The organism is Amycolatopsis thailandensis (genome assembly GCF_002234405.1).
Lineage (GTDB): Bacteria > Actinomycetota > Actinomycetes > Mycobacteriales > Pseudonocardiaceae > Amycolatopsis > Amycolatopsis thailandensis.
This window is the reverse complement of the sequence record NZ_NMQT01000059.1, coordinates 35,667-54,573: the sequence shown is the minus strand read 5'-3', so window position 1 is coordinate 54,573 and position 18,907 is coordinate 35,667. Positions and strand designations below refer to the sequence as shown.

General features: G+C 69.0%; 24 protein-coding genes. 15 read left to right on the top strand and 9 right to left on the bottom strand.

Annotation, left to right across the window (positions count from 1 at the left end; genetic code table 11):
- Positions 1-65 precede the first annotated feature (65 nt).
- Positions 66-1,085, top strand: coding sequence for an ABC transporter ATP-binding protein (locus CFP71_RS17050; protein ID WP_279629228.1), 1,020 nt, complete (start codon positions 66-68; stop codon positions 1,083-1,085).
- 16 nt (positions 1,086-1,101) lie between these two features.
- On the opposite strand, the gene CFP71_RS17045 is transcribed toward CFP71_RS17050, so the two are convergent.
- Entirely contained in the window at positions 1,102-1,806 is a 705-nt protein-coding gene (locus CFP71_RS17045; RefSeq protein ID WP_093934841.1) for an alpha/beta fold hydrolase, read from the bottom strand.
- A gap of 117 nt (positions 1,807-1,923) precedes the next feature.
- Between CFP71_RS17045 and CFP71_RS17040 the strand changes: the two genes are divergently transcribed.
- From CFP71_RS17040 to CFP71_RS17030, 3 genes are read left to right on the top strand one after another with little or no spacing between them, the layout of a single operon-like run.
- Complete coding sequence (locus tag CFP71_RS17040; protein WP_093934840.1) at positions 1,924-2,271, top strand: winged helix-turn-helix transcriptional regulator; 348 nt, start codon at positions 1,924-1,926, stop codon at positions 2,269-2,271.
- Positions 2,272-2,296: 25 nt separating this feature from the next.
- Positions 2,297-2,938, top strand: coding sequence for a TetR/AcrR family transcriptional regulator (locus CFP71_RS17035; RefSeq protein WP_093934839.1), 642 nt, complete (start codon positions 2,297-2,299; stop codon positions 2,936-2,938).
- A gap of 2 nt (positions 2,939-2,940) precedes the next feature.
- Positions 2,941-3,435 (top strand): nitroreductase family deazaflavin-dependent oxidoreductase, encoded by a 495-nt coding sequence (locus CFP71_RS17030; RefSeq protein WP_093934838.1) that lies wholly within the window; start codon positions 2,941-2,943, stop codon positions 3,433-3,435.
- On the opposite strand, the gene CFP71_RS17025 is transcribed toward CFP71_RS17030, so the two are convergent.
- On the bottom strand, positions 3,422-3,670 hold the full coding sequence (locus CFP71_RS17025) for a hypothetical protein (protein ID WP_093934837.1): 249 nt from the start codon (positions 3,668-3,670) through the stop codon (positions 3,422-3,424). The genes CFP71_RS17030 and CFP71_RS17025 overlap by 14 nt on opposite strands.
- A gap of 99 nt (positions 3,671-3,769) precedes the next feature.
- Entirely contained in the window at positions 3,770-4,570 is an 801-nt protein-coding gene (locus tag CFP71_RS17020; protein ID WP_093934836.1) for an SDR family NAD(P)-dependent oxidoreductase, read from the bottom strand.
- Positions 4,571-4,648: 78 nt separating this feature from the next.
- Here CFP71_RS17020 and CFP71_RS17015 point away from each other — a divergent pair, with 78 nt between their 5' ends.
- From CFP71_RS17015 to CFP71_RS16985, 7 genes are all read left to right on the top strand, one after another.
- The gene (locus CFP71_RS17015) at positions 4,649-5,236 is read left to right on the top strand and encodes a TetR/AcrR family transcriptional regulator (protein WP_093934835.1); all 588 of its coding nucleotides are present in this window, start codon (positions 4,649-4,651) and stop codon (positions 5,234-5,236) included.
- An 86-nt stretch (positions 5,237-5,322) separates the two neighbouring features.
- Entirely contained in the window at positions 5,323-5,742 is a 420-nt protein-coding gene (locus tag CFP71_RS17010) for a hypothetical protein (RefSeq protein ID WP_093934834.1), read from the top strand.
- Positions 5,743-5,835: 93 nt separating this feature from the next.
- Positions 5,836-6,504, top strand: a complete 669-nt coding sequence (locus CFP71_RS17005; protein WP_093934833.1) for a DsbA family protein — start codon at positions 5,836-5,838, stop codon at positions 6,502-6,504.
- Complete coding sequence (locus tag CFP71_RS17000) at positions 6,501-7,070, top strand: vitamin K epoxide reductase family protein (protein WP_093934832.1); 570 nt, start codon at positions 6,501-6,503, stop codon at positions 7,068-7,070. The genes CFP71_RS17005 and CFP71_RS17000 overlap by 4 nt, the downstream gene beginning before the upstream one ends.
- Before the next feature lie 97 nt (positions 7,071-7,167).
- A complete protein-coding gene (locus CFP71_RS16995; RefSeq protein ID WP_093934831.1) occupies positions 7,168-8,217 on the top strand; it encodes a C40 family peptidase in 1,050 nt (349 codons plus the stop codon).
- Between the two features lie 37 nt (positions 8,218-8,254).
- Complete coding sequence (locus CFP71_RS16990) at positions 8,255-8,617, top strand: BlaI/MecI/CopY family transcriptional regulator (RefSeq protein ID WP_093934830.1); 363 nt, start codon at positions 8,255-8,257, stop codon at positions 8,615-8,617.
- Positions 8,614-9,540, top strand: coding sequence for a M56 family metallopeptidase (locus CFP71_RS16985; protein ID WP_093934829.1), 927 nt, complete (start codon positions 8,614-8,616; stop codon positions 9,538-9,540). The genes CFP71_RS16990 and CFP71_RS16985 overlap by 4 nt, the downstream gene beginning before the upstream one ends.
- 3 nt (positions 9,541-9,543) lie before the next feature.
- On the opposite strand, the gene CFP71_RS16980 is transcribed toward CFP71_RS16985, so the two are convergent.
- Positions 9,544-10,713 (bottom strand): LLM class flavin-dependent oxidoreductase, encoded by a 1,170-nt coding sequence (locus tag CFP71_RS16980; protein ID WP_093934828.1) that lies wholly within the window; start codon positions 10,711-10,713, stop codon positions 9,544-9,546.
- A 403-nt stretch (positions 10,714-11,116) separates the two neighbouring features.
- On the opposite strand from CFP71_RS16980, the gene CFP71_RS16975 reads away from it, so the two are divergent.
- Positions 11,117-12,208: a S1 family peptidase gene (locus CFP71_RS16975; RefSeq protein WP_093934827.1), complete on the top strand. Its 1,092-nt coding sequence runs from the start codon at positions 11,117-11,119 to the stop codon at positions 12,206-12,208.
- Here CFP71_RS16975 and CFP71_RS16970 read toward each other — a convergent pair whose 3' ends face one another.
- The 5 genes from CFP71_RS16970 to CFP71_RS16955 all read right to left on the bottom strand — a co-directional run bounded on the left by CFP71_RS16970 (position 12,209) and on the right by CFP71_RS16955 (position 15,711).
- Entirely contained in the window at positions 12,209-12,610 is a 402-nt protein-coding gene (locus CFP71_RS16970) for a hypothetical protein (protein WP_093934826.1), read from the bottom strand.
- 387 nt (positions 12,611-12,997) lie between these two features.
- Positions 12,998-14,143: a VanZ family protein gene (locus CFP71_RS16965; RefSeq protein WP_093934825.1), complete on the bottom strand. Its 1,146-nt coding sequence runs from the start codon at positions 14,141-14,143 to the stop codon at positions 12,998-13,000.
- The gene (locus CFP71_RS16960) at positions 14,136-14,435 is read right to left on the bottom strand and encodes a hypothetical protein (protein WP_093934824.1); all 300 of its coding nucleotides are present in this window, start codon (positions 14,433-14,435) and stop codon (positions 14,136-14,138) included. The genes CFP71_RS16965 and CFP71_RS16960 overlap by 8 nt, the downstream gene beginning before the upstream one ends.
- A gap of 96 nt (positions 14,436-14,531) precedes the next feature.
- On the bottom strand, positions 14,532-14,705 hold the full coding sequence (locus CFP71_RS44190; protein WP_167406155.1) for a hypothetical protein: 174 nt from the start codon (positions 14,703-14,705) through the stop codon (positions 14,532-14,534).
- A gap of 79 nt (positions 14,706-14,784) precedes the next feature.
- Entirely contained in the window at positions 14,785-15,711 is a 927-nt protein-coding gene (locus CFP71_RS16955) for a MurR/RpiR family transcriptional regulator (protein WP_093934823.1), read from the bottom strand.
- Positions 15,712-15,846: 135 nt separating this feature from the next.
- On the opposite strand from CFP71_RS16955, the gene CFP71_RS16950 reads away from it, so the two are divergent.
- Genes CFP71_RS16950 through CFP71_RS16940 form a run of 3 tightly spaced genes read left to right on the top strand, consistent with a single transcriptional unit; the run spans position 15,847 to position 18,886 of the window.
- Positions 15,847-17,238 (top strand): MFS transporter, encoded by a 1,392-nt coding sequence (locus CFP71_RS16950; protein WP_093934822.1) that lies wholly within the window; start codon positions 15,847-15,849, stop codon positions 17,236-17,238.
- The gene (locus CFP71_RS16945; protein WP_093934821.1) at positions 17,235-17,675 is read left to right on the top strand and encodes a GAF domain-containing protein; all 441 of its coding nucleotides are present in this window, start codon (positions 17,235-17,237) and stop codon (positions 17,673-17,675) included. The genes CFP71_RS16950 and CFP71_RS16945 overlap by 4 nt, the downstream gene beginning before the upstream one ends.
- On the top strand, positions 17,672-18,886 hold the full coding sequence (locus CFP71_RS16940) for a metal-dependent hydrolase family protein (protein ID WP_093934820.1): 1,215 nt from the start codon (positions 17,672-17,674) through the stop codon (positions 18,884-18,886). Before CFP71_RS16945 ends, CFP71_RS16940 begins: the two co-directional genes overlap by 4 nt.
- Positions 18,887-18,907: the final 21 nt, after the last annotated feature.

Genomic DNA, 18,907 nt, shown 5'->3' with positions numbered 1-18,907 from the left:
AGAGTGAGGGTGAACATTCAGTTTTTTTTTTTTTTCAAGCATAAGCCGTAATACGATCTGATCATGTGACTGGAGTTAAAAGGTTTGCTCTTCCGTTCTCGGACCTGTGGCGCCGGTTCCCGCATCAGCTCTCGGGCGGGCAGCAGCAGCGCATGGCGCTGGCGACCACGCTGGTGACCCGGCCGGAGGTCCTCGTACTCGACGAACCCACGAGTGGTCTCGACCCGGCGAGCGGAGCGGCGCTCGCCGCCCGCCTTACCGAGCTTTCCCTTGCCGGGACGGCGTTGCTGATCCTGACCCACGACCTGACGCTGGCTCGCGCGTTGCCCGGCGACGTCGCCGAACTCCGGGACCGCCGGCTGGTTCCGTGCGAAATCGAGTCCGGCCAAGACACTCCTGACAAGTCTCCGTCGCCTTCACCGGCGTCACCGGTGCTCGTCGTTCGCGGGCTCACAGTGCGCGCCGGGCGGACGGCGCTCATCGAGGACCTCGACCTGGAACTGGCCGCGGGCAGCCTCACCACGCTCACCGGCGTCTCCGGAGCGGGCAAGACGACACTCGCCCGCGCGCTCGCCGGACTGACCCCGCCGAGCGCGGGCACCGTCGAAGTCGACGGAGTCCGCCTCCACCGGCAAGCCCGCCGTCGCGGGCACGCGCAGTTGCGGGCCTTCCAATACGTCCACCAGGACAGCCGCGCCTCTTTCGACGAGTTCCGCGGGGTGCTCGACCAGGTGGCCGACACCGCCTGCCTCCTTCGCGGCGCAGGCCGTTCCGCCTCTCGGCTCGAAGCGTCGGAAGTCCTGCGCGCTCTCGGTGTCGACCAGTCCGGTCATCGCCCGGGACAGCTCTCCGGCGGGCAGCTGCAACGCTGCGCCGTGGCCCGCGCTCTCCTGGCCCATCCGAGAGTGCTGATCTGCGACGAAGTGACGTCGGCTCTCGACGCGGCCAACCGCGCACGGCTTCGGGAAGTCCTCACGGCCGCGACGAAACGGCATGGCACCGCGCTGCTGATGATCAGTCACGACGACGCTTTCGCCGCGGATCGCGTACTCGCCTTGACAGAAGGGCGGCTGACGGAGCCCTGACCTCCTTCGCGAACGTTCAGCCGGTAGCCGTTTCGGCGAGCAGCGCGGCGAGTTCGACAGGCATGGTGATCATGCAGTCGTGACCGGTCGGCAACTCCCGCGTCCGCTCACCCGCCGGGACCGGACGACGCGTGATGCCCTCAGGTTTCCCCTTGACACAGTGGATGTGCGTGCGCGGGATCGTGCGCGCGGCCGGATCGTCCAGCCGGACCGGCTCCTGGAGACATCCCACGGGCTGGTCCGACAGCATCGAACGCAGCCAGGCGACGTCGTCCGGTTCGGTGACTCCGAACAGGCCGAGTGGCGGCGGCTGCTCCGGCAGCGGCGGAACCCGCCAGCCGTCCACAGCGGCGTCGACGAGCCGTTTGGTGACGGGAAGGACGTCGACGGCGGTTTCGCCGTCTTCGGGGACCATCGCGTCGAGGAAAACCAGATGCGCGATCCGCCCGGGGACGCGGTTCGAGACCCCCGAAATGACCATGCCGGCGTAGCTGTGCCCGACGAGGACGACATCGTCGAGGCCTTCTTCTTCGATCAGGGCGACTACGTCGTCGATATGGGTGCCGAGGCCGATCCCTGGGCTCAGCAGGTGCGCCTTGTCGCCGTAGCCGGTCAGCGTCGGCGCGAACACCCGATGCCCCGCCGACTCCAGCTCCGGGACAACGCGATCCCAGCTCCGTCCGCTGTGCCAGGCCCCGTGTACCAGCAGAAATGTCGCCATGACCGGCAGTTCCTCCTCGTGCCTCGGTATGCTTTGGTAACCATGACCATGGTGTCCGTGCGATGACCGGCGGGGCAATACGGCACTTTCAGGTGCCCCGGTTCTCAGGAGGTAACCGTGCAGGATCCGTGCAAGGCGCGTGAGGTTCTCGGGATCGTCGGGGACAAATGGGCGCTGCTGATCGTGCGCATGCTCAAGGACGGGCCCCGGCGCTTCACCGAACTCAAACGGGCCGTCGACGGCATCAGCCAGCGCATGCTCACCGTGACACTGCGAGACCTCGAACGCGACGGGATCCTGACCCGCACGGTCCGCAACGTCATGCCGCCGCACGTCAGCTACGAACTCACCACGATGGGCCGTACCCTGCGCGAGGCCACCGCACCGCTGCTCGAATGGAGCGTCACGCATCTGCCGCAGATCGATGCCGCCCGCGAGGCCTACGACGGACGCTCTATCAGTTGATTGAATCAAGTGATAGCCTCACGCGGTGAGCAGCACCGAGCAGCGGCTGATCGCCGCCGCGGAACGCCTTTTCGCCGAACAGGGCGTCGGTGCGGTCTCCCTGCGCACCGTGATGCAGGCGGCGGAAACGAACGTGGCGGCGATCCACTACCACTTCGGCTCCAAGGAAGGATTGCTCGACGCGGTCCTGCGCGGCCGCCTCGACCAGGTGACGGGCGAACGGAACGCGGCGCTGGCCGGACTGGCCGAGGGCGAGGTCACCGCGCGCGAACTGGCCGTCGCGTTCGTGCGGCCCGTGGTCGCGGTGCTCGGCTCCGGCGGCGAGCATTGGATCCGCCTCGTCGGCCGGCTTCTCACCACCGACGAGAAGGGGCTGAGCACCCTTTCCGACTCGTTCCTCCAGCGCAACGCGAGGTTCGTCGAACTGCTGGAGCGCGAGTCCCCCGGCACGCCCCGGAGAACGCTCGATTTCCGGCTGACCCAGGCCATGCACCTGACTCTGAACGTCCTGGGCGACATCGAGCGTGTCCGCCGGCTCGTCGCTCCGGACGCCGATCCCCGCGCCTGGCCGCTCGACGAGGTCGTCGCCGATCTCGTCGACGTCGTGACGGCCGTCCTCGCCGGACCCTCCGGCGAGCGCCAGATCCCGCCCAGCTTCAGGAGTTGACGATGGGACGTTTCAGCCTGCCCGAGGAGACCCCCAAGGGCCTGGACTCGCCCGTGACCGCCGCCGCCATGAAGTACATGGCCAAGGCACAGGTGAAGATCTTCGAACTGACCAACGGCCGCGTCGGCGCCAAATGGCGGGTCGGGGCCGCCTTTCGCAAACCGGCCCCGACATTGCTGCTGGAGCACCGAGGGCGCAAGTCCGGCCGCTTGTTCACCACTCCCCTGCTGTATCTGCGCCACCACGAGGATCTCGTCATCGTGGCTTCCCAGGGCGGTCTTCCGCGGAACCCGCAGTGGTACTTCAATCTGATCGCGGATCCCGCGACCCGGGTCCATCTCAAAGGGCGGCGCGACGTTCCCGTCACGGCGCGCGTCGCCCCACCGGAGGAACGGAGCGAGCTCTGGCCTCTCCTGGTCGATCTGTACGCCGATTTCGCGAAATACCAGGCGTGGACCGAAAGGGAGATCCCGGTCGTGGTGCTCAGTCCGCGCTGATCGCCGCGCGGCGCTTCCGGCGCTGACGGACGAAGGACGTCCAGTAGTGACTGCTGCTCAGAAGCAGCCACGCTCCGAGTCCTACGTTGAACCAGTTGTTCCAGCGCATCGGCCCCTCATCGGTCAAGCCCAGCACGATCCAGGAACTCCCGACGACATCCCAGAGCAGAGCGAGCCAAAGCGCTACCTTCGCGGGCATTCTCGTCTCGCCGAAACCCCATTTCCCCGAAGCCATAGCGTTCCCCTTCGCCGCCGATCGCCTCGCCACCGTGGTACCCGGAGCCGCAGTCGGCAAACCGCCTTCCGGTACCCGTTCCAGCGAGCGGCCGAAGCGTCAGAACGCGCCGCGGACCGTGCCCCCGTCGACGCGGATCGTCGCGCCGCTGACGTATTCGGCGTGCGGGCCGCACAGATACGCGACCGCGCCCGCGATCTCGTCGGGCCTCCCGTAGCGAGACCTGTCGTTGGGCACGAGCTCGCAAACCGAGTTGCGCTCGATCTCTTCCCAGCTCTCGCCCCAGCCGCGTTCCGGCGACAGCGCGGTCAGGAAGTCCTGGACCGCGGGGACGAGGATCGCGCCGGGCGCGACGACGTTGGAGGTCACGCGCGTGCCCGCCAGATCTCGGGCCAGTGAAACCGCCAGATTGTGCCGGGCGGCCAGTGACGCGTTGTAGTGCGGGTGACTGCCGAACGGCTGGGTGGCCAGGCCGCCTCCGATGGTGACGATCCGTCCGTAGTCGCGCTCGCGCATGGCGGGGACGAGCCGCTGGATCATCCGCACGCCGGAAACGACGTTGACGTTGTAGGTGTGCAGCCAGCTGTCAGAGGTGGCCTCGGCCCAGTTCAGGTGCTCGTAGGCGCCGGCGTTGTTGACCAGGATGTCGATGACGCCGCCCGCGAGCGCGTCCTCGGCGACCCGGTCCGCCCCGGCGTCGGTGCCGAGGTCGCCCACCGCGACGACAGCTTTTCCGCCGTTTTCGATGATCGAGCCGGCGATCGCCTGGGCCCGCTCGGCGTTCCGGCCGTGAATCACGACCTCGGCTCCCTCGGCGGCGAGCAGCCGGGCGGTGGCTTCTCCCAGCCCGGAGGTCGAGCCGGTGATCAGCGCCCGACGTCCCGTGAGCTGCAGATCCATGAAAATTCCTTCCGATCAACGCTATGTCTACAGCTGTATACTACGCTCCGTTATGTATCCACCTGTAGACTTGCTCGCATGAGCCGCACCACACCCCGCACCCGCAACGCGGCCGCGACCCGGCAAGCCATCCTCGAAGCGGCGATCACGGCGTTCACCCGCCACGGTTACGACGGCGTCGGCCTCCGCGAGATCGCGGCGGCGGCAGGCGTGACGGCGATCCTGATCAACCGCTACTTCGGTTCCAAAGAAGCCTTGTTCACCGAGGTCGTCGACGTCTCCTTCGCCCAACCCACGATGGTCCCGAAGGAGCCGGCGGACGACCTCGCTGCCCTGACCGCTCGTGCCCTCGTCGAGCGCACCGCCCCGGAAGCCGACCATCTCGGCCCGTTCGAGCTGCTGCTCAAGTCGGCGGCCAACCCGAGGGCGGCGGAGATCATGCGGGAAGGCATCCGGAAACACGTCGGCGCGCGGTTCACCGACGCCCTGTCAGGCGCTCACGCGGAGGAGCGCGCCGAGTTGGGCCTGGCCTTGCTGGCGGGCACCTGGCTGATGCGCCGGATCATCGGCACCCCCGCTCTGCGTGAAGCCGATCCCGAACAGCTGACGGCTCAGGTCGCCCACGTTCTCGCCGCGATCGTGGAGCTGGGGTCCGCGAGCGGCTGACCCGACGGGCAGGACCGCAAGTCGCGCGGACCGCCGCGTGCCGGAGTTCGCCGTGGCTTTACAAAGGCGTCTTTACTCTTCTGTCCGTGCCCGGTGGAAGGACTGCGAAGACGGCCGCGCGGCTGTTCGCCGTGCTGGCCGCGTTCACCATCGTCGCCCTGGTCCAGAGCGCGCTGTGCAGTGACGGCGCCGCCGCGGCCGGATCGCCCTGCGCTCCCCTGTTCGCCACGGAAAAGACCCATGCCGCGGCCGACGAATGCGAACCGGCGGCGCCGCAGGCGAGCCCAGCGGGTGACCACGCCGCCCGGCTCGTCCCGGGCGAGCCTCCGCACAACCACCTCGACGACGCCGCCGGGATCGGCCTGGCGCTGGCCGCGCTCTTCCTTCTCGTCCGGCGCCGCCGCCCCGACACCGCGGGCCTGTCACACGGCCTGCCGTTGTCCTCGCTGTCCAGGCGGTTGGCGACCACGCCGCCGCTCGTCCAGCTCTGCGTTTCCCGTACCTGATCGGCGATGCCGGTCGTGACCGGTCCGCCCCGAGGCGGACCGGCAGGCCATGCCGCCTTCAGTTGCCCGGAACCGAGCCAAGGACTCAGCAGAATGACCAAGAACACCAAGGTTTCCCTGACGGTCGTCGCCGTCGTCGTCGCGGTGGTGGCCGCGCTGCTCGTCTTCACCACGCGGGGCGAGGACGCCCCTGCCGCCCAAGCGGACGCGCCCCCGGTGGTGCCCGCGTCGATCCTGGTCCGGCCGGACAGTCATCGGCTGTCCGATCCGGCCGGCGCCAAGGTGACCGTCGTGGAGTTCCTCGACCTGGAGTGCGAGGCGTGCGGCGCCGCGTTTCCCGGTGTCGAGCGCCTGCGCGCCGAGTACGGCGACCGCGTCACCTTCGTGATGCGCTACTTCCCCATCCCCAGCCACCAGAACGCCGAACTCGCCGCGCGGGCCGTGGAGGCCGCCGGCCAGCAGGGCAAGCTCGAACCGATGTATCGCCTGATGTTCGAGAAGCAACCGGAATGGGGCGATCAGCAGGTCTCCCACCGCGACACCTTCGTCGGCTTCGCCCGCCGGCTCGGACTCGACACGGCAGCCTTCGAGACCGCGCTGGACGACCCGGCCACCCTCGGGCGGGTCCTGGCCGACCGCACCGACGGCGCGGACATCGGCGTCGAGGGCACGCCGACGTTCTTCGTCAACGGCGTCAAGTTCTCGGGGTCACCGTCCTATCAGGCCCTCAAGGCCGTCCTCGACCGGGAGCTGGCGAAATGACCGGGGAACGCGCGCCGTTCGCGGTCCGCGTGACACCGTGGGTGCTGCTGATCGGCGGCGCGATCGGCCTGGTGGCCGCGCTGGTGCTCACCGTCGAGAAGATCAAGCTCCTCAAGGACTTCTCCTACATTCCCACGTGCAGCGTCAACCCGGTCCTCAGCTGCGGGTCGATCATGAAGACGCCGCAGGCGGAGCTGTTCGGCTTCCCCAACCCGTTGCTGGGCATCGCCGGGTTCACCGTGGTCCTGACGACCGGCGTCGCGGCGCTGAGCGGGGCACGGCTCCCCCGCTGGTACTGGCTGGGCCTGCAAGCGGGTTCGGCGCTCGGCGTGGTGTTCGTGCATTGGCTGATGCTCCAAAGCCTGTACGTCATCGGCGCGCTCTGCCCGTACTGCATGGTCGTCTGGGCGGTCACCATCGCCGTCTTCTGGTACACGACCCTGCACAATCTCCACAAAGGACGGACAGTGCTCCGCTACCACAGCGTGGTGCCCGTCCTCTGGTACGCCGCCATCGCCGCCGCGGTCCTGCAAGCGTTCTGGAGCTACTGGAAGACGCTCGTCTAATACTAAGCGTCTTAGTAGGACTTCACCGTGCGCTCACAGCCGTCCCCGTACTACTAAGCACGATAGTTGACCCTGTACGACAGGAGATTCGGCACCCGTGACCCCACACCGGCGCTCACCGCGGCATCCCCTCGCCGCCACCGCCGCCGTCATGATCCTCGGCCTCGGCGCGCTTCCCGCGAGCGCGCAACCCGCACCGCCGGACGGCCAGGACCCGATGCGGCGCTACCAGGAACTCGGCGCCCAGGCGGCCAAGGCCGACGAGGACCTGCTGGAATCGCAAGACCGGCTGAAGACCCGCGAGACGGAACGCGACCAGGCGACGGCCGCGCTCGGACAGGCCGACAGTGACCTCACGCAGGCACAGTCGGCCATCGATCGCTTCCGGCCGCAGGTCGAGGCGATCGCGCGGTCCGCGATGAACGGCGAACAGCTCGGCAACGCGGTCCTGTTGCTCGACAGCGGAAGCAGGCAGGAGTTCCTCGACCGCTCGTCCGCGCTGGCGGTACTGGCCGGGGAGAAGGCCAACGCGTTGAACGGTCTGCGCGACGCGCTCGGGAAGGCGCGGACAGCCCGCGCCACCGCCGCGGGCGCGCGGGAGACGGCCCAGCTCGCGGCGAACGACGCGACCTTGGCGCTGGATCAGGTCCGCACGCGCAAGAAGGACCTCGACACCCAGATCGCCAAGGTCCGCGAAGCCCTCGGCGACCTTCCCTCGCCGGACAGGGCGAAACTCGGCAAGGTCCAGGACAAGGGCTCCTATCTCGGCCCGCCCGGCGCCGCGAACGACGCGCTCCAGGCGGCGTTGTCCAAACGCGGCTCGCAATACGAATGGGGCGCCACCGGGCCGAGCGAGTTCGACTGCTCCGGCCTGACGTCGTGGGCGTACAAACAGGCGGGCGTCTCACTCCCCCGCACCAGCCGCCAGCAGTACACCGTCGGCAAACCCGTCCCGCTCGACCAGCTCGTCCCCGGCGACCTCGTCTTCTACGACGACGGCACCGGCGATCCCGGCGCGATCCATCACGTCGGCATGTACGCCGGGCCGGGCAAGATGGTCGACGCGCCGACCGAGGGCCAACTGGTCGACGTCCGGTCGGTCAAGGGAGACGGGCATCTGATGGGCGCCCGGCGCATCGTCGGCTGAGCGGGACGCGCGCAGTATCCTTGCGGGCGGAGGTGTCATGCAACGGCTGGGCGAACTCGAAGCGTCGGTGATGGACGTGCTCTGGAATTCGGCGGAACCCTTGCGGGTGCGCCAGGTTCTCGAGGCGATCAACCAGCACCGCGATCTCGCCTACACCACGGTGATGACGGTGCTCGACAATCTGCACCGCAAGGAATGGGTCGTGCGGGAGATGGAGAATCGCGCGTACCGCTATCGCGCCGTGGCGACCCGCGAGGAGGCCACCGCGCAAAGCCTGCGCGAACTCCTCGACGCCTCGGACGACCGGGAATCCGTGCTGCTGCATTTCGCGCGTTCGGTCACCGAAGAGGAGTCGGACATCCTGCGGCGGGCGCTGCGGCGGAAGCCCGGCAAGCGATGATCCTGGCGGCGGTGCTCCTGTCCGGCGTCGTGCTGATCGGCTGGTTCTCGCCGCGGGTGCTCGGCAGGCTCACCGCGGGCGGGATCAGCCCCGGCACCGCGATCGCGTGGTGGCTGCTGACCGCGCTCGGCGTCCTCGCCGGCGCCTTGGGCGCCGTCCTGCTCCTCGTCCTGCCGGACCACGGTCCCGCCACGGCCATCACGCGGGTTCTCCACGACTGCTGGGCCGCGGTGGGCCACAGCGACCTGCCCGGTCTGGACCCCGTCGCCGCCACATTCGCGGGCGCCGCCTTCGTGCTCGCGGGGGTCCGGCTGGCCGTGGCGTCGGCACGGCGCCGGAAACGCGGCATCCGCCTGCACCGGCGTCATCTCGACGTGCTCCGGCTGTCCGGCGCCCGGCCGGGGCCGACGCTGTGGCTGCCCGAAGACCGTCCGATCGCCTACAGCCTCGGCGGCCTGATCGTCGCCAGCGAAGGGCTGGCCGCGCGGCTCTCACGCCCCGAACTGGACGCCGTCCTCGCCCACGAACGGGCTCATCTGCGCGGCAGGCATCACCTTCTGACCGCTTCGGCCGACGTCCTCGGCCGCGCGCTGCGGTTCGTCCCGCTCATGCGCGAACTTCCGGGCGCCGTCCGGCTGCTCGTCGAACTGGCCGCCGACCGGGCCGCCGCCGCCCGGCACGGATCCGGGACCGTGCGCTCGGCGCTGCTGTCCATCCACGCGGCGGACGGGCCGCGCCGCGCGCTCGGCATGGCAGGCGGCGACACCGAGATCCGGCTGCGCCTGCTGACCTCGTACCCCATCGGGCGGTTCCGTTTCCCGGCCCGGGCGAAAGCGGTCGCGGGCGGCACCCTCGCGTTGCTGGCACCGCCCGCCTTCGCCACCGGACTGCTGTTCGCGACCGGACTCGTCTCCTGCTGGTGAGCCTCAGGCCAGCTCGGGGATCAGCTCACCGATCAGGCGGATGCTCTTCAGCACCTTCTCGTGCGGGATGCCGCCGATCTGCTGCAGGCACATCATCCGGTCGATGCCCAGTTCCGCGTAGGCCTTCAGCTTCTTGCGGCAGGTCTCCGGGCTGCCGACGATCAGCGAGTCCTGCTCGCTCAGCACGGTGAAGATCTCGTCGTCCGGCACGGACTCACCCTGCAGGATCCGGGCGATGAGGAGGTTCGCCTCCGTCGGGGCGTTCGACGCCTCACCGCGCAGGAAGTCTCCGGTGAGCCCGCCACCGCCGGGCGCGGTGACGATCTCCTCCTGCCGGGCGTTCAGGCGCACGAACTCGCTCGCGGCCTCGAAGAACGTCAGCGCCGTCACCGTGTACCAGGCCGCGGCCGCGGCGGCACCGTTGCGCATCGCCTCCTCGTCGGTGTCCGCGCAGTGCACGAAGGTGAAGAACCCGACCTGGTCGTTGACGAACGCCCCGACCGGATCCGCGCAGCGCCCGGCCGCGTCCCGGTACAGCTTGATCAGCCGTCCCGCGCGTTCCAGCGATTCCCACATCGTCGTGCCGAGGACACCCACCCCGCGCCGTCCCGCCTCCTCGAACGACGCCGGACTCGCCGCCGCCTGCCAGAGCGGGGGATGCGGTTTCTGGACCGGTTTCGGCGAGATGGGCACGTCGTCGACGCGATAGGCGGCGCTTTCGTAGGAGAACCGTTCGGAAGTCCACATCCGCGGCACCATTTCGAACGCTTCCTGGGTCTGGGCACGCGCCTCGTCCGGTTCGATGCCGAAGAGGCGCCACTCCGGGATCGTCGACCGGGTCAGGCCGAGTTCGACCCGGCCCCCGCTGAGGTGGTCGAGGGTCGCGGCGCGTTCGGCGACGCGGATCGGGTGGTTGAACCGGCCGGGCGCGAGCACCGCGGAATGACCGAGCCGGATGCGGCTGGTGCGCTGCGAAAGCGCGGCCAGCATCAGCTCCGGCGCGGACGACAGGCTGAACTCCCCCGCACCGTGGTGCTCGACCTGCCACCAGCAGTCGTACCCGAGCTCGTCGGCGAGGACCGCCTGTTCCATCGCCTGGGAGAACCTGAGCCGCTCGTGTCCTTCGGGCCACGGCCGCGGGTTCTGGATCTCGTTGAACAGGTCGATCTTCATCCACGGCCTCCGTCTGCTCCGGGGTCACCGAAAGATCAGTCCGCAGGTGCGCGAGCCGCGTTACAGAGGTCGCACGTTCGGCGCAGCGAGACCTGTTCGTCATCAAAGCGGGCAAACGGGTTCAGCCGCACACAATCAGGTGACGAACGCGGAACCGGCCTTTTCCCGAATGCCACACCCCCGTCGCGGATTGTCGTGGACCGGACAACACATCGGGGACGGTAAATCGGGCATTCTCCACTCACAAGAGTGAGCGACACCCGGAAATGGCGCGCTCCTTTGCGCCGGAAAGGGGAATTGCAGGCGCTACTCATTCGGCGGCATTCGAACGGGACCGCGCTGTCGTAACGTCGATTCTCGCTGTACACCCCGCGAAGCATTCCCGCGATATCTGGAGGTTTTCGTGATACGACGTCCTCTGCGCACCTTCACCGTCCTGATCGGAGCCGCGGCAGCCGTCACCGCGTTCGCGACCCCGGCTTCGGCGTCCCCGGCGCTGAACGAAGCGGCGGGTCCGGCCACCCTGGCCGCCGCACAGCAGAAACTCGGTACGTCGCTCGGCGCCGCGTTCGCCGGGTCCTGGCTGGACACGGCGACCGGCGAACTGGTCGTCGGCACCACCGACGCTGCCCAGTCGGCGAGGATCCGGGCGGCGGGCGCCGTCCCGAAGGTGCTGCGGCACAGTACGGCCGAACTGAAGCATATTCAGTCCACATTGGACAACAGAACCGTGAGCCTGCCCGGCTCGGTCGCGGGCTGGTACATCGACGTCGTGGCCAACGACGTCGTCGTCAGCGTGGTGGGCGGCGACGCCACCGGCCGGGCGTGGGCCGCCTCCGCCGGAGTCCCGGTCCGGGTGGAGCAGGTGAAGAGCGCGCCACGACCGCTGTGGGACGTGATCGGCGGACAGGGTCTCTACTTCAGCGGCGGCGCGTGTTCGGTCGGGTTCAACGCCTATGACGACGACGACCGCTACGTGATCACCGCGGGGCACTGCACCGAACTCGGCGGCACCGTGCACGGCGTCGACGGCACGATCGGCAAGGTCGCGAAGTCGTCCTTCCCGGGTAACGACTACGGGACCGTCAAGGTGACCCACTCCGACGTGGACACCCCGCCCCGGGTCGACCGGTACGAGGACGGTAACGATGTGCGGATCGAAGGCGCGGACGTCGTCGGCGTCGGCGGGCGGATCTGCCGCTCCGGGATCACCACCCACTGGCAGTGCGGACGGGTCGAAGCGCTGGACCAGACGGTGAACTACGGCAACGGGAACGTCGTCCGGGGACTGACTCAGACGGACGCGTGCGCCGAACCGGGTGACTCCGGCGGCTCGTTCGTCAGCCGTCCGTCGTCGGGTTCCGGCACGAAGCTGGTGCAGGCGCAGGGTATGACCTCGGGTGGTTCCGGTGACTGCCGCTCGGGCGGCACCACCTTCTTCCAGCCCGTCAAGGAGGTGCTCAACCGCTACGACCTGACGCTGGAAAAGGACTGATCACCCCGCCGGGAGGGGCGGCCGATCCCTCGGCCGCCCCTTGACCCGTCCGGCGAGTTCGTCCGCCTCGTGGACGAGTTCCTCGATCTCGGCCCACCGGCGCCGGACCCGTTCGCCGTCCGCCACCAGCGTGCCGGAAACCATGCCCAGGAACAGGTTCGCGTCCGTCCCGATCTCCGCCAGCCGCAGGAAGGGAAGGCGATCTTCCTCGGTTCCCGCTCCGTGCGCCGCCGCCCATTCGCGGGCCCGCATCCCGGCGTCGTGACACGCGTCGACGAGGAGCGTCCGGATCTCCTCCGTCCGGTTCCCCGGACTCGCGGGAGGTTTCCCCATCAACGGGAAGATGTTCCAGGCCACCGAGAGCAGGCAGTCGGCCACGTCGTCCATCGACTCCACGTTCACCGCGCGGAGTGTTCCGGTCCGGGCCCGCTGCCAGGCGGAATGACTCGCGCGATCGGCAGGATCGACCCGATCGTGTGGCCGACGGCAGAAGCGGCTGGAACGCCCGCGCGGACGTTCCAGCCGCGAGCAGGAGGTGTCGCGAAAGCCACCTTCGCACCCTTCAGAACCGGCGCCCAGTCAGGCGAGACAAGCCGAAAGAAATCGCCTCGGCAAGGTTTCTCTTGAACCGTTCGGCACAGGTGTCCTGCCAGGTGACAAGTCCGTGAAGGTGAGGCGAAGGGAGCTTTCCCCTCATCGCACGCGCGGAAAGTCCCCTTCACCACAGGTCTTGCGGTCCCCGACGCCGGCACCCAGCGACCCCCGGACACGCCAAACCGGCCTTACCCCTCAAGAACGTCGGCCATCCCCGTCCTGACCGGCACCACTGTGAACGTCGACGGAGGCGGACGGCTTCTCCGAGACGTCGATCGCGCGCGCGTCGACCATCCGCAGCCCGGCGACGAGCCCGGACAGTCCTTTGTGGCCTTGCGGCCGGATCGCGAGGATGCCGCTGACGAAGAACAACAGGTTCGCCAGCGGCTCGAACCCGCCGTTCACCACCGATGCCAGGGTGAGCAGGGTGAAATAGCCGCCGGAGCCGGTCAAGAACCGCACGATCATCCGCCACAGGGCGGGTTTCCCGCCGTCCGGTCCGGCGGGGCGCAGCAGGACGACCCGCTGGCCGAAGCTGGCGCCGTTGCCCGCGACAGGGATGACGAAGAGGAGGAGCAGAGCCGGCGACAGGGTGCCGATCAGCGCGGTGACCACGGTGTTCGGTTCGCCCGCCAGCAAGGTCGTCACGATCCCGACGGTCGTGCCGAGCAGGACGACCGAGACCACGTCGACGGCCATCCCGAGCAGACGGCGGCGCGCGGTGACCGGCCGGGGCGCTCCCGGCGGCGCGGACGGCTCGTTCCCCGGCAGCAACCGCAGCAAGGGGGCGAGTCCGAAGCCGACGGCGGCGCCGAGGGTGTTCATCAGCAGGTCGTCGACGTCGGCCAGCCGGTACGGGCACTCGAACAGGAACCAGACGCCGGTGAGCTGGGTGACTTCGATGAACAGCGAGACCGCGAACCCGATGGCGACGGTGGTGAGGAAGCCCCGGCGGAAGAGATGGCGGACGAACATGCCCAGTGGCACGAAGAGCGCGATGTTGAACACCGCCTGCTGGACGGCGGGATTGCGCAGGAACGCCCGGAGACCGGCCCCGGCCTGTTCGCGGTGGATGTCGGCGACGAACTGGAACGGGCGCGGTTGCAGGTGACTGGACGCGTGCCCGGCGCACCACGACGCCGTCGTCTCCGGAATGGGCAAGAGCGTGTACGTCCACAAGGACATGACGTAGACCAGGAAACCGAAGACCAGCAGAACCCGCCAGAACCCGAGTTCACCGCGTCGCCGGTAGCTCGCGGCGACATACGGGACGGCCAGGAGGCCCGCGAGCACGAAACCCGCGAACACCGCGATGACCGCGGAGATGGTCGGATCAGTCACTCGCGGAAGCTAACAACGCTCGCTCCGGAGCACCCGTTACGCCACCTGGCCGGGTGACGGTTTCGGCCAGAGCTCGCTGATGCGCGAGAGCGGCGATGGCGAAAGTCAGATGGACGACGACCCAGTTCCGGTCCTCGCGGTGAACCTGTTGCAGGAGGTCGAGAGTGGCGTCGCCCGGAGCGCGGCCCTGACGGCAGGCGTCGATGTACGCCTGGGCCAGGTCGTCGACGTTCCTCCGGAATTCCGCGAAGGCGTCGGCGGGTTGGGCGTTGCTGCAGAGATCCACGGTCACGTCACTCAGCGTTCCATAGCGCGACACAAAGTTACGACTTCACAGGTTCGGAATCACTCACGTGAGGTAGCCCCACGCGACGATCTGTGCTCTGCGTCACGCCGAAGCGAGTCCGGCGGGCACCCGGTGTTCCCGTTCGGCCGCTTTGGCGGCCTTGGCCTGACGGGCGACCGGGAAACGCTGGTCGAGTTCGACCAGCAGCGGGGTCGCCGCCATCAGCACCAGCAGTGCGAACCCGGCGTAAGCGCCCAAAGTCGCGAAGATCGTCATGTCTGCCTCCTCGTCCCCGTGCCACCTGTTCCGGCGGCCTGGAACCAGGATCACCCGCCGACCGGGGCCGGCGGATCGGTCATCCGGCGGAGACGCCTCGACCGGTCGGCCTTTTCGACACAGACCGTTCGGCTGCCCCTGGACGGCGGTGCAGCAGATCGAACCGCGACCACATGGCCTCGGCCGCTTCGATGGATTCCCCGGTAAGAACCGGATCGACGGCGGCGAGCTGCGCGACGATCGCCTGGACCAGGCTCATACCCGCGGTCAGCGACGGGAAGAAGGTCACGCCCTCGGCCGGCACCATCAGCACCTGTTCGACGGCGCCCGCGAGCGCGGGACTGGCGGCGTCGGTGATGGCGAAGGCGCGGGCTCCCCTGGCTTTGGCCTCGTTCGCCGCGAGCACGGTGCTTTCGTACAGCCGCCAGAAACTGATCGCGATGAGCACGTCTTCGGCGGAGAGTTTCGCCGTGGCGTTGGCGAGTTCGGCGTCTCCGGCGGTGATCGCGTGGACGTCGTAACCGGCGAGCCGGGCGTTGTGCGCGAAGGCGATCCCGACGGCGGCGTAACTGCCATCGGCGATGACGAGCGTCCGGCGCGCGGCGGCGACGGCCTCCGCGACGTTGCGGATCTCGTCCTCGGCGAACCGCCGGTTGAGCAGAGCGAGGCTGTCGAGGTCACGGCGCAGCGACGCCGACCCGGGAGAGTCGACGTCCCGGTGCTCCTCGGCCACCTGCGGCGCGCTCAGCGACGACATGTACCGCGCCCGCAATTCCTGTTGCAGCGCGGGCCAACCGGCGAACCCGAGCGCCTGCGCGGTGCGGGTGACCGTGGCGACGTTGACCCCGGCGAGCTGGGCGAGCTCGGCCGTCGAGCCGAACGACGCCCGCCGCGGTTGCGAGACCAGCACTTCGAGCACCGCGGCCGACTTCGGCCGCAGGCCGCGTTCCGGCGTCCGTTCCCGAAGCCACGCCTCGAATCCGTCGTCGATTCCCGTCTCTGTCACGCACGCCCTCCCTCGACCGCGTCACGGTAACGCATCGTGCCCATCGGACCACTTGCAACAACCATTGCAGTTTTGTCGAAACGCAGTATACGTTGTCCGCACTCCTCGTCGCCCGAACCACGGAAGGCGTTCCCCATGACGCTTCTGGCACGACTGGACCGGCTCCCGCTGAGCCGTCCCCATTACAAACTCCTGCTCATCGGCGGGCTCGGCTACACCTTCGACGGCATGGACTCCGCCGTGGTCGCCTTCCTCCTGCCGAGCGCGAAAGCGGCCTGGGGCCTCGACAACGGGCAGCTCGGGCTGATCGGTTCGGCGACGCCGTTCGGCTTCCTCTTCGGCGCGATCGCCGCCGGCCTGCTGGGCGACCGCATCGGCCGCAAGAAGGTCATGATGTACGCGCTGGCCTTCTACGCGGTGTTCTCCGTCCTCGCCGCCTTCTCCCCCAACTACGAGATCTTCCTGGGCGCCCGGGTGCTGGCCGGGGCGGGCGCGGGCGCCGAAAGCGCGATCATCGCGCCGTTCCTGTCGGAGTTCGTCCCGGCCAAACGCCGCGGCTGGTTCGTCGGCGCGCTCGCCGGGTTCTTCTCGTTCGGGTTCGTCATGGCTGCGCTCATCGGACGGTTCGTAGTCCCGACGGTGCCGGAAGGCTGGCGGGTCGCGCAGCTCATCACCGCGCTGCCGATCGTCATGCTGCTGTGGTGGCGCCGATCGCTGCCGGAGTCACCGAGGTTCCTGGTCGCGAACGGACGGCACGCCGAGGCCGAGAAGATCGTCTCGAAACTGGAGCGGGACGTCGAAAAGGCGACCGGGCAGGCACTCCCGGCCGTCCCCGAGGCCGAAGCCCAGCCCGCGACCGAAACCCCCAAGGTCAACCTCTTCAGCGCGCTGAAGTTCCTGTGGAGCCCCGCGATGGCGCGCCGCACCGCGGTGATCTGGACCGTGTGGTTCGTGATCACGTTCTCCTACTACGGTTTCTTCTCCTGGATCCCGACGCTGCTCGTCGAACGCGGCATCACCGTGACCAAGAGCTTCGAGTTCTCGATCATCATCTATCTGGCGCAGATCCCCGGGTACTTCTCCGCGGCGTGGCTTTCGGAACGGCTCGACCGCAAGCACACCATCGCGCTGTACCTCGCGGGTTCGGCGGTGAGCGCGTTCTGGCTGAGCCAGATGGACGCGCCGTGGTCGATCACCCTCGCCGGGGCGGTGCTGTCGTTCTTCCTCAACGGCACCTACGCCGGCGTGTACTCCTACACCCCCGAGGTGTTCCCGACCTGGATCCGCGCCAGCGGGACCGGGCTGTCCAGCGCGTTCGGCCGGGTCGGCAGCATCCTGGCCCCGACGATCATCGGCCTGTCGGCGGCGAGCCTCGGCTTCGCCGGCGTCTTCGGCCTGACCACCGCAGTCCTGGCGGCCGGGGTGGTGTGCGTGGTCGTGTTCGGCCTGTCCACCGCCGGCCGTTCCCTGGAAGAACTGACCGAACACGGCAAGCCCGTGGAAACCGCGAAGGAGATGACGAAGTGACCGTGTCACTGTCCACCGTGGAGGACAAGACCCGGGCCACCATCGGCGTACGGCTGTTCACCGTGCTGGCCTGGGTGCCCGAACGGCGAGCGCTGCGGCGGGTGCACAGCAGTCACCCGGCGGAGTACCCGGTCGGTGGCGAGAAGACCGTCGAGGTGGCGGCGGGCTGGCTGGAGCGGTGCGTCACCGGGCAGGAACCCTATTTCGGCCCGGACAGCGCGGCCGTGCGGGAGATCTTCGCCGACCACGAGCTCATCGACAGGCTCGGCTGCGGCGCGGTGATCAACGTGCCGGTGGTGGACGACGGCCGCACCCTCGGTGTCCTCAACATCCTCGACGCCGAAGGCCGCTACGACGACGATTCCGTCGCGGCGGCCCGATCTCTGGCACCGTTGGCGGTCCCGGCCCTGCGCGAACTCCTGGAGGAAACCCGATGACCGGATCGCTGCTGCTGCGCAACGCCCGTCTGCTAGACCCGCTCAAGGGCGAGTACACCGAGGGAGACCTCCGGTGCGCCGACGGCCGGATCGTCGAGATCGGCCCCGGTCTCAGCGCGGACGACGCGCGGACCGAAGACCTGCGCGGCGCGTTCGTGCTGCCCGGTCTCGTCGACGCCCACGTGCACGTGACCGCGTCGACCGCGGATCTGGGCTCGCTTCCCGCGTCGTCGCCGACCTACGTGACCGCGCACAGCGCTCGCACCATGAGCCGGATGCTGGACCGGGGCTTCACCACGGTCCGGGACGCCTCCGGCGCCGACTACGGCCTCGCCGACGCGCAGGCCGAGGGCCTATTCCGCGGCCCGCGCCTGCTGTTCTGCGGGCGGGCGCTCAGCCAGACCGGCGGGCACGGCGACAGCCGCACCCGCGGCGCCCACGTCAGCGAAGACCATCCGTGCTGCGCGGGTCTCGGCCGGGTCGCCGACGGTGTCGACGCGGTCCGCGCGGCGGCGCGCGACGAACTGCGCAAGGGCGCGCACCACATCAAGGTGATGGCTTCGGGCGGCGTCGCCTCCCCCACCGACCGGATCGACTCGACGCAGTACTCCGCCGAGGAACTGCGCGCGATCGTCGAGGAGGCGGAGTCGGCCAACCGCTACGTCGCCGCGCACGCCTACACCGCCCGCGCGGTGAACCGGGCGCTGGAACTGGGCGTCCGGTCGATCGAGCACGGCAACCTGATCGACGACCTCAGTGTCGAACTGTTCCTCCGGCACGACGCGTACCTCGTGCCCACTCTGGTCACGTACTGGGCGCTGAAGGAGGAAGGGCGCGAGCACGGGCTGCCGGAATCCAGCTGGCGCAAGGTCGACGAGGTCCTCGGGGCGGGCTTGGCCGCTTTGGAGCGAGCCGCGCGCGGCGGCGTGAAGCTGGTGTACGGCACCGACCTGCTCGGCGGGATGCACCGGCACCAGAACCACGAGTTCCGGCTGCGCGGCGAGGTCCAGTCACCGCTGGAGGTCGTCCGCTCCGCGACGTCGACGGCGGCGGACCTGCTGAACCTGACCGGCGAGATCGGCACCCTGGACCCCGGCGCGCACGCGGATCTGCTCGTCGTGGACCGGGACCCGCTGGAAGACATCGGCGTCCTCGCCGAGCCGGAGAAGTTCCGGCACGTCATCCAGGCCGGGACCGTGGTCTCCGCCTGACGCGTTTCGTCCTCTGAATGC